At 68.8% G+C, this 10,303-nt stretch carries 8 protein-coding genes; 6 read left to right on the top strand and 2 right to left on the bottom strand.

Annotated elements, in window-relative coordinates; all coding sequences use genetic code 11:
• A partial coding sequence (locus R1101_RS26255) for a dipeptide ABC transporter ATP-binding protein (RefSeq protein ID WP_016933156.1) occupies positions 1-1,454 on the top strand: 1,454 nt, incomplete at its 5' end.
• Positions 1,455-1,485: 31 nt separating this feature from the next.
• On the opposite strand, the gene R1101_RS0109225 is transcribed toward R1101_RS26255, so the two are convergent.
• Positions 1,486-3,831, bottom strand: coding sequence for a DEAD/DEAH box helicase (locus R1101_RS0109225; protein WP_016933155.1), 2,346 nt, complete (start codon positions 3,829-3,831; stop codon positions 1,486-1,488).
• A 406-nt stretch (positions 3,832-4,237) separates the two neighbouring features.
• Here R1101_RS0109225 and R1101_RS0109220 point away from each other — a divergent pair, with 406 nt between their 5' ends.
• From R1101_RS0109220 to R1101_RS0109205, 4 genes are all read left to right on the top strand, one after another.
• Complete coding sequence (locus R1101_RS0109220) at positions 4,238-4,441, top strand: cold-shock protein (protein WP_005515803.1); 204 nt, start codon at positions 4,238-4,240, stop codon at positions 4,439-4,441.
• 158 nt (positions 4,442-4,599) lie between these two features.
• Positions 4,600-5,205, top strand: a complete 606-nt coding sequence (locus tag R1101_RS0109215) for a hypothetical protein (protein ID WP_016933154.1) — start codon at positions 4,600-4,602, stop codon at positions 5,203-5,205.
• Positions 5,206-5,298: 93 nt separating this feature from the next.
• Positions 5,299-8,259 (top strand): type I DNA topoisomerase, encoded by a 2,961-nt coding sequence (gene topA / locus R1101_RS0109210; protein WP_016933153.1) that lies wholly within the window; start codon positions 5,299-5,301, stop codon positions 8,257-8,259.
• A 35-nt stretch (positions 8,260-8,294) separates the two neighbouring features.
• A complete protein-coding gene (locus R1101_RS0109205; protein ID WP_016933152.1) occupies positions 8,295-9,029 on the top strand; it encodes a helix-turn-helix domain-containing protein in 735 nt (244 codons plus the stop codon).
• Here the strand turns inward: R1101_RS0109205 and R1101_RS0109200 are convergent.
• Positions 8,966-9,358: a VOC family protein gene (locus R1101_RS0109200; RefSeq protein ID WP_026003063.1), complete on the bottom strand. Its 393-nt coding sequence runs from the start codon at positions 9,356-9,358 to the stop codon at positions 8,966-8,968. The two genes, R1101_RS0109205 and R1101_RS0109200, sit on opposite strands and share 64 nt — an antisense overlap.
• A 91-nt stretch (positions 9,359-9,449) precedes the next feature.
• On the opposite strand from R1101_RS0109200, the gene R1101_RS0109195 reads away from it, so the two are divergent.
• Positions 9,450-10,303, top strand: an 854-nt coding sequence (locus tag R1101_RS0109195; protein WP_016933150.1) for a DNA polymerase III subunit delta', incomplete at its 3' end; no start/stop codon positions are given.

Below are 10,303 nucleotides of genomic sequence, written 5' to 3'. Positions count from 1 at the left end.
TCGGTCTGACGGAACGCGAGCTGAACTCGGTGCGCGGCAAGGACATCGCCGTGATCTTCCAGGAGCCGATGACGGCTCTCAATCCCGTCTACACGATCGGGTGGCAGATCACCGAGGCCATCCGCGCGCACGCCGACGTGACGAAGGCCGAGGCGAAGGAGCGCGTGATCGAGCTGCTGCGTCTCGTCGACATACCCGAGCCCGAGAAGCGCGTCGGCTACTATCCGCACCAGCTCTCCGGCGGTCAGCGTCAGCGCGCGATGATCGCACAGGCCCTGGCATCCGAGCCGTCGGTGCTCATCGCCGACGAGCCGACCACCGCCCTCGACGTGACGGTGCAGGCGGAGATCCTGCAGCTCATGCGCGACCTGCGCGAGCGGGTGGACGCGGCGATCGTGCTCATCACGCACGACATGGGTGTCGTCGCCGACATGGCCGACCGCATCATCGTCATGCGCGAGGGTGCGATCGTCGAGCAGGGGACATCGGATCGGATCTTCGGCACGCCGGAGCATGCCTACACCCGAGAACTGCTCGCCTCGGTGCCTCACCTCGGCTCGCGCGCCGGTGAGGCGGGTACCGACGACACTCCGGACGTGCAGCACGCGCTCCGGCTCGTAGACGCGGTGATCGAGTACCCCGGCGCCCGACGCAACAGCGGTTTCCGCGCCGTGGACGGGGTCAGTCTCGACATCGAACCGGGTGAGGTCGTCGGACTCGTCGGTGAATCGGGCTCGGGTAAGTCGACCATGGGCAAGGCCGCGGTCGGCCTGGTCGGATTGCACTCGGGTTCGTTGTCCGTCGGCGGTGTCGACATCACGAAGATGTCGGCGCGCGACCTGCGTCTGGTGCGCCGCAACATCGGCATCGTCTTCCAGGATCCGGGTTCGTCGCTCAATCCGCGGTGGCCGATCGGGCAGTCCATCGCCGAGCCGATGCTGCTGCACACCGAGATGGACCGCACGCAGCGGGACAAGAAGGTCGAAGAACTCCTCGACCAGGTACATCTGCCCCGCGACATGCGCAACCGCTATCCGCACCAGCTCTCCGGCGGACAGCGTCAGCGGGTGGGTATCGCGCGGGCACTCGCTCTCGAACCGACACTGCTGATCGCGGACGAACCCACCTCCGCGCTGGACGTGTCGGTGCAGGCCAAGGTGCTCGAGCTGTTCCGGGAACTGCAGCGTGAGTACGGCTTCGCGTGTCTGTTCATCAGCCACGACCTGGCCGTCGTCGAGGTGCTGGCCCGTCGTATCGCCGTGATGCGCGCCGGCAAACTCGTCGAGTTCGACCGGACCGATCGCATCCTGCGTTCGCCGTCCGATCCGTACACCAAGCGGCTGCTGGCGGCCGTTCCCGTCCCGGATCCTGCCGAGCAGGCGCGGCGGCGCGAGGAGCGTGCCGCACTGGTGGCCGCCGAACGGGCCGAGGCCGGGGGCGCGCCGGTGGCCTGAGCCGGCGTCGCGCCGGTGGCCTGAGCCGGCGTCATCCCCCGATCGCAGCGAGGACGGCATCGAGGACGGCGACCGCCCCGGCCTTGTCGAGCGGATCGTTGCCGTTGCCGCACTTGGGGGAGTACACGCACGACGGGCATCCCGCGGCACATTCGCAGGCTGCAACCGCGTCGCGGGTGGCGCTGAGCCACTCGACGATCCGGTGGTAACCACGGTCGGCGAATCCGGCACCGCCCGGTTGCCCGTCGTAGACGAAGACGGTGGGCAGCCCGGTGTCGGGGTGCAGATCGGTGGAAACGCCGCCGATATCGCCGCGATCGCACGTCGCGAGCAGGGGGAGCAGACCGATCGCGGCGTGCTCGGCGGCGTGGAGGGCGCCCGGCACGCGATCGGGCGTCACCCCGATCCTGCCGAACAGGTCGGGTTCGATCGTGTACATCACCGCGCGGGTGTCGAGCGTGTGTTCGGGCATGTCGAGGGGAATCTGATCGAGCACCTCTCCCGACGGCAGGCGACGTAGATAGCCGACGACCCGATGCGTCACCTCGACCCCCACGGACGCAACCGTGACGGGTCCGTACTCCCGTCGTTCGTCGACGGAGATGCAGCAGATGTCGGTGATCTCCCGAGCGCTCGTCGACCATTCCGGATCTTCGGCGTGCACGAAGGCGATGCCGTCCTCGAGATACAACTCGTCGACCACGAATGTCTCACCCTGATGCAGGTGCACGGCGCCGGGATGGATGGTCGCGGGCGCCCGGACGGCGTCGACGGTACCGAGCATGCGACCGGTGTCGCCCTCGACGATCGAGATCTGATGGCCGATCCCGCCGCGGATCTCGACATCGCCGTGCGGTTGCGTACCGGGGGTGACGAACCAGCCGTGCGGCCGGCGACGGATCAGGCCCTGCTCCGCGAGGGCCGTGAGGACGTCGAGCGCACCGAACTCGTCGACCTCGGCGTCGCCGAGGGGTAGTTCGGCTGCGGCGCAGAGGAGCTGGGGACCGAGCACGTACGGATTGTTCGGGTCGGTGACCGTCGCCTCGACCGGCCGGTCGAGCAGTGCCTGCGGGTGGTGCACGAGATAGGTGTCGAGTGGGTCGTCCCGCGCGACCAGCACGACGAGCGAACCCTGCCCGCGGCGTCCGGCGCGACCGCCCTGTTGCCGGAACGACGCCACCGTGCCGGGGAAACCGGCGACGATCACCGCGTCCAGACCGGCGATGTCCACGCCGAGTTCGAGGGCGTTGGTGCTGGCGACCCCGAGCAGGCGTCCGTCGGACAGCGCCGACTCGAGGTCGCGGCGGTCCTCGGCGAGATAACCCGCCCGGTAGGCCGCCACCCGGTCGACGAGATCCGGTGCCGCCTCGGTGAGAAGCCGGCGTGCACCCATGGCGGCGAGTTCGGCGCCGTGGCGCGACCGGACGAACGCCAGCGTGCGGGCGCCTTCGACGACGAGGTCGGCGAGCAGACGCGCGGCCTCGGTGCCCGCGGCCCGGCGTACCGGGGCGCCGTGTTCGCCGGTCACCTCGCGCAGCAGGGGCGGCTCCCACATGGCGACCGTGCGAGGTCCGTGCGGTGAACCGTCCTCGGTGACCTCCCGGCAGGGAGCGCCGATGAGGCGGGACGCTGCGGCCCCGGGTTCTGCGGTCGTCGCGGAGGCGAGCACGAAGACGGGATCGGCGCCGTAGCGGCGGGCCACGCGCCGGAGCCGGCGCAGGATCAATGCGACGTGCGATCCGAACACGCCCCGGTAGGAGTGGCACTCGTCGACGACGACGTACCGCAGACGACGCCACAACCGGGCCCATCGTGCGTGCGCGGGCAGCAGCGACAGGTGCAGCATGTCGGGATTGGTGAAGATCCAGCGCGAGTGCCGTCGCGTCCACTGCCGGATCTCGGTGGACGTGTCGCCGTCGTAGGCACACGCGCACACGGTCGACAGTGCGTCGATATCGGAGGTCAGTTCGGTGACCGCACGTAACTGGTCGGCGCCGAGCGCCTTGGTGGGCGACAGGTACAGGGCCGTGGCCTGCGGGTCGTCGGCGAGGGCACTGAGGACGGGAAGCTGGTAGGCCACCGACTTGCCGGACGCGGTGCCGGTGGAGACGACCACGTGCTCGCCGCCGGCGGCGATGTCGGCGGCACTCGCCTGATGGTGCCACGGACGCTGCACGCCTTGTCCTCGGAACGCGGCGACGACGTCGTCGTGTGCCCACTGCGGCCAGTCGCTGTGACGGGCGGGCCGAGCCGGGATCTCCGCGACGTGGGTCAGCGGTGACTCGCCCGACGGGGTGCCTGCGAGCAGCCGCTCGAGTAGCTCGCGACCGTAGGTGGGGGTGGCGTCGCCGCTGGGGAGGAAGGGCGAGCCGGTCACGCAGTACTCCGCGGGTCGAACGAGATGGTCTGTCGGATACGAGGTCTGTCGGATACGAGTGGGGGCCGAGATCCGGGACGAGTGTGGCATCAGTGCCCGCCCGTAACATGGGAGCAACAACTACCCCTGGGTAATGCTACCGAGACGTGAACAAGATCAGAGGATTGGCACGTTTGTGCCCATTCCTACTGTTGCCCGTGCCCGGAACGTGGTTGACTGACACCCGGTCGCAGCTTCTGTGTTCGTAGACTTGGAAAAGTGCACGCTCGCAGGATCGATGGTTGCGAGCGCGGTGCTTTAGCTCTTCCAACGGGGGACTCCAGAAGTACAGCGGTCGGAACCGGGACCTGGCGGATCGCGTACCCGGCGGTTCGTCGAATCCGGTGTTAGAAAGAGAAGGAAAAGCATGGCACAGGGCACTGTGAAGTGGTTCAACGCGGAGAAGGGCTTCGGCTTCATCGCTCCTGAGGACGGCTCCGCCGACGTGTTCGTTCACTACTCCGAGATCCAGGGTTCCGGCTTCCGCACCCTCGAGGAGAACCAGCGAGTCGAGTTCGAGGTCGGTCAGGGCACCAAGGGCCCGCAGGCCACCGGCGTGCGCGCAATCTGATCCACCCGCTCGAGCGAGCAACCGGGCAAGGTCGACAACCTCGCCCGATCGTCCCCCGTCGCCTCAGGTGATGGGGGACGATGCATTTTCCGGGAGGTGTGCGCGAAGGAGCGTACGACCTCGCTCGTCGCGCTCGCGGAGTCGCGAGAGGAGGACCCGTGAGTCAACTGTCCTTCTTCGGCGCCGACACGATGCCGCCGGCTCCGGCCGACCTGAGCGGTCTGCTCGCGGCGCACGGACGCGCGCGTCTCACCGACGACGGCGCAGTGCTGACCGTGGAGGTCGACGCCGAATGGCGTGCTCGTGCCATCGCCCGGCTCGTGACCGATACAGGAGTGGAGGCGGACATCGTCGCCGACGGCGATCTGTTCACCGTCGGCACGGCCTCCGCCGGCGCTCTCGTCCCGCTCGCCACCCAGTGGATCGGCGACCACACCAAGACGGTCCCGGACGGCTGGGTTCCGTCCTCGCGGGCCCAGCGCGCCTGGTTCCTCGCGTCCGGTCGTATGGAGGTCGAGGGAGCACAGTATGTTCTCGGTCTGGATCCGGCCGCTCCCGAGACCCATGCCTCCCTGGCGCAGGCGCTCATGCGCGCCGGAATCGCGCCGACTCTCATCGGTACGCACGGCACCGGTGGTCCCGGGTTGAGGATCTCCGGTCGCAAGCGACTGACGAGGCTCGTCGAGAACATCGGCGCACCTCCGGACGCCGACGCGGCACGCCGGATCTGGCCGTACGTGGAACCGGGTGATCATCACTCGTGAAGAGCCGTTCCCCGAGGATGTGCGACCCTGTGTGTGGCCGCGTCTGGGGAACGGGTCGGTATACATGTCTTCGAACAAGGCGACATGTCGGCAATGAGGGAAGGTGCGGGCGGCACGGTGGCAGCACGGGAGAAGAGCACTGCGGGCGGTTCGTCGGGCACGCGTCGGCTCGTGATCGTCGAGTCCCCGACCAAGGCGAGGAAGATCGCCCCCTACCTCGGCCGCGACTACGTCGTCGAGGCCTCGGTCGGGCACATCCGAGACCTGCCGCGTGGTGCCGCGGACGTCCCCGCCAAGTACAAGGGCGAGTCGTGGGCGCGCCTCGGTGTCGACGTCGACCACGACTTCGAACCGCTCTACGTCGTCAGCGCCGACAAGAAGTCCAAGGTCTCGGAACTGAAGAGCCTGCTCAAGGACGCCGACGAGCTCTACCTCGCCACCGACCCCGACCGCGAGGGCGAGGCCATCGCCTGGCACCTGCTCGAAACCCTCAAACCCAAGGTGCCCGTCCGGCGCATGGTCTTCCACGAGATCACCGAGCCCGCGATCCGCGCGGCCGCCGAGAACACCCGCGACCTCGACAACGACCTGGTCGACGCGCAGGAGACCCGCCGCATCCTCGACCGCCTGTACGGCTACGAGGTCAGCCCGGTGCTCTGGAAGAAGGTCATGCCCCGCCTGTCGGCGGGTCGCGTGCAGTCCGTGGCGACCCGCGTGATCGTCCAGCGCGAACGCGAGCGCATGGCGTTCACGTCCGCCGAGTACTGGGACATCGCGGCCACGATGGACGCCGGTGCCGACGCAAGCCCCCGCTCGTTCGGTGCCCGACTGGTCAACGTCGACGGTGCGCGGGTCGCGTCGGGTCGTGATTTCGGCGCCGACGGGAACCTGAAGTCGAACGGCGTCGTCGTCCTCGACGAGGACCGTGCCCGCCGCCTCGCAGAGGCACTCGCCGGTGCCGCGCTGACGGTGTCGTCGGCCGAGAGCAAGCCGTACACGCGCAAGCCGTACGCCCCGTTCATGACGTCGACGCTGCAGCAGGAGGCGGGCCGCAAGCTGCGGTTCTCGTCCGAGCGCACGATGCGCACGGCGCAGCGCCTGTACGAGAACGGCTACATCACCTACATGCGTACCGACTCCACGACGCTGTCGGAGTCGGCGATCGCGGCGGCCCGCGCACAGGCCACCCAGTTGTACGGCGCCGAGTTCGTCCACCCGACGCCGCGCCAGTACACCCGCAAAGTCAAGAACGCGCAGGAAGCGCACGAGGCGATCCGTCCCGCCGGCGACGTCTTCGCCACCCCCGGCGAGCTGCACTCGCGTCTCGACGGCGACGAGTTCAAGCTCTACGAGCTCATCTGGCAGCGCACCGTCGCCTCCCAGATGGCCGACGCGCGGGGCACGACGCTCACGTTGCGCATCACCGGCACCGCGGGCACCGGCGAGGAGTGCACCTTCTCGTCGTCGGGTCGCACAATCACCTTCGCGGGCTTCCTGAAGGCCTATGTCGAAAGTGTCGACGAGGAGGCCGGCGGACAGTCGGACGATGCGGAGTCGCGTCTGCCGAACCTGTCCGAGGGCGCGTCCGTCACCGCGACGAAGCTCGATCCGGACGGTCACTCCACGAATCCGCCCGCCCGGTACACCGAGGCGAGCCTGATCAAGACGCTCGAGGAGCTCGGGATCGGCCGGCCCTCGACCTACGCGTCGATCATCAAGACGATCCTCGATCGCGGCTACGTCTACAAGCGCGGTAGCGCACTCGTGCCCTCGTGGGTGGCGTTCGCCGTGATCGGCCTGCTCGAGGCGCACTTCGCTCAGCTCGTCGACTACGACTTCACGGCGGGGATGGAGGACGATCTCGACGAGATCGCCTCCGGTCACCGGCAGCGCACCGATTGGCTGACGCGGTTCTACTTCGGCAGCGACGACGGTCACGAGGAGTCGGTCGCCCGCAAGGGTGGTCTGAAGAAGCTGGTGGGGGAGAACCTCGAGGACATCGATGCCCGCGAGATCAACTCCATCCGCCTGTTCGACGACTCCGAGGGTCGCGAGATCCACGTGCGGGTGGGCCGGTTCGGTCCGTATCTCGAACGGATGATCACCGATCCCGACGATCCCGAGGCCGAGCCGACCTCGCAGCGCGCCAACCTGCCCGACGACCTTCCGCCGGACGAGCTCACCCTCGAGTACGCCGAGAAGCTCTTCTCCACGCCGCAGGAAGGGCGTGTTCTCGGTGTCGATCCGTCCACCGGCTACGAGATCGTCGCGCGTGAGGGCCGCTTCGGTCCCTACGTCACCGAACTGATCCCCGACCCGGAACCCGAGCCCGAGCCCGACGTCACGCCCATCCCCGTCGAGGAACTCGGGTCCGAGGGGGAGGGCGGCACGAAGACCGCCACCAAGAAGGCCGTCGCGAAGAAGGCAGCGAAGAAGGCTCCGGCCAAGAAGACCGCGAAGAAGGCCGGCCCGAAGCCGCGCACGGGTTCGCTGTTCAAGTCGATGGACCTGTCCACGGTCACGCTGGACGACGCCCTGAAACTGCTGTCGCTGCCGCGCGTGGTGGGTACCGATCCGGAGTCCGGCGACGAGATCACCGCTCAGAACGGCCGTTACGGTCCGTACCTGAAGAAGGGCACCGACTCGCGGTCGCTTGCGAACGAGGAGCAGATCTTCACTGTCACCCTCGAGGAGGCGCTGAAGATCTACGCGGAACCCAAGCGGCGCGGCCGGCAGGCCGCGGCCACACCGCCGCTGCGCGAGCTGGGCACCGACCCGGTGAGCGGCAAGCCGATGGTGATCAAGGACGGCCGCTTCGGTCCGTACGTCACCGACGGTGAGACCAACGCGAGCCTCCGTAAGGGCGACGAGGTCACGACGATCACCGACGAGCGGGCGTCAGAACTGCTCGCCGACCGCCGCGCGCGCGGCCCGGCCAAGAAGACCGCGAAGAAGACGGCGGCGAAGAAGACCACCGCCAAGAAGACGACGGCCAAGAAGACCACGGCGAAGAAGACGACGAAGAAGGCCGCAGCGAAGAAGACGACCGACTGACCGTTCTCGTCGGATCACGCCGTTAGCCTCACGGTGTGTATCGCGAACGACCGTCGGGATTGCCCGGCGTCACGCTGTGGCGGTCCGAGCCGTCCGGTGCCCGCGTGGGCGGTACCCACGTGCTGCCGGACGGATGCACGGACCTCATCCGGCACGCCGACGGCTTCCTCGTCGCCGGCCCCGACACGACGTCGCAGTTCTCCGATCTGGCGACGAGGCAGCCGTTGACGGCGGTCCGCTTCGAACCGGGCGTGGGGCCGCGGTTCTTCGGCGTCGACGCGAGCGAGCTGACCGATCGGCGGGTTCCGCTCGACGGCCTGTGGTCGTCACGCCGTGTCCGGCTCCTTGCGGGTCGCGCCGAGCACGATCCCGTCGGCGCACTGATCGGCGCCGTCCGCGAGGCGGTCGACGAACACGATCCGATGGCCGACCTCGCGCGGGCACTGGCCGCCGGCACGGCCGTCACGGAACTCGCGGCGAACCTCGGCTGGAGCGACAGAACGCTGCGCCGACGATCGGTCCGGGCCTACGGGTACGGACCGAAGATGTTGTCGCGGGTGCTGCGGTTCCGTCGGGCGGTCGCCCGCGCCCGTGCCGGTGACGACTTCTCCCGTGTCGCGGCGGAGTGCGGGTACAGCGACCAGGCGCATCTCGCCCGGGAGGTGCGTGCGCTCTCAGGCGTCACCCTCGGGGAACTGGTCCGGCGTCACCCCGGAAGCGCGGCGAACAGGTCGAGGGTATGGCCGTCGGGGTCGAGCACGCTCGCGTAGCGCTGTCCCCAGAACGCGTCCCACGGGGCCTTCGTCGAGGTGCACCCCGCGTCGATCAATGCGGCGTGCGTCTCGTCGACCGCGCTTGGGGAGCTGCAGTCGAACGCCAGAGCCGCCCCGCTTCCGGACGACGGTTCGAACGTCGGGTCGAAGCTGCGGACGGACTCGACGGTGTCCCACATCAGGCGCAGTCCACCGGGGAGCATGGCCTCGAAGTGCGGCACCTCGGGAGCTTCGGCGGGCAGGTCGAGGCCGAGCACGCGATAGCACGCGAAGGACCGATCGAGGTCGGCGACGACGAGTCCCACCGCGGAGAAGTGAATGGTCATGGCCCGACGGTAGGGCTCCGGAACCACGCCCGTCTTGAATGTTCCGGACACGTGATACGGATCGGTCGGAGCCAATCGTTAGGCTGAGCGCATGCCCGGGGTCTTCGATCGTCTCGTCGGTCAACGTGATGTCGAGACCGAACTCGTCGCGGCTGCTGTTGCCGCCCGTCGCGGCGACACGGGGTCGGCGATGACGCACTCGTGGCTGTTCACCGGCCCTCCCGGATCCGGGCGCTCCGTCGCGGCGCTGTGCTTCGCGGCCGCGCTGCAGTGCACCGATGAGGAGACTCCCGGCTGCGGGCGATGCCACGCATGCACCACCACGATGGCCGGCACGCACGGCGACGTGCGGCGGGTCGTGCCCGAGGGACTGACGATCAGCGTCAAGTCGATGCGCGACATCGTGCAGGTCGCGTCGCGGCGCCCCAGCACGGGGCGATGGCAGGTCGTGGTGATCGAGGATGCCGACCGTCTCACCGAAGGGGCCGCGAACGCTTTGCTGAAGGTGGTCGAGGAGCCACCGCAGCGAACGGTTTTCCTGCTGTGCGCGCCGTCGGTCGATCCCGAGGACATCTCGGTGACGCTGCGTTCCCGTTGCCGCCACGTCGGGTTGGTGACGCCCAGCGTCGACGCCATCGCACGTGTTCTCGAAGCCACCGACGACATCGATCCGAAAACGGCACAGTGGGCCGCATCCGTCAGCGCGGGGCACGTGGGGCGAGCCCGGCGACTCGCCGTCGACGAGGGCGCCCGCGACAACCGGGCGCGTGCCCTCGCCGTCGCAGGCGCGGTCCTCCGGCCCGCCACTACCTACGCCGCGGCCGACGAGCTCGGCCGCAGTGCCGAGACCGAGGCGAAGGAGATCAGCGCCGAGCGCGACGAACGTGAAACGGAAGAGTTGAAGACAGCGCTCGGCGCTGATCTCCTTCGCCTCGGTCTCGGCAC

The organism is Rhodococcus sp. R1101 (assembly GCF_000278445.1).
In the GTDB taxonomy this organism is placed as follows: domain Bacteria; phylum Actinomycetota; class Actinomycetes; order Mycobacteriales; family Mycobacteriaceae; genus Rhodococcus; species Rhodococcus gordoniae.
Note: the sequence above shows the minus strand (reverse complement) of the source record. Positions and strands in the feature narration are given on the sequence as shown.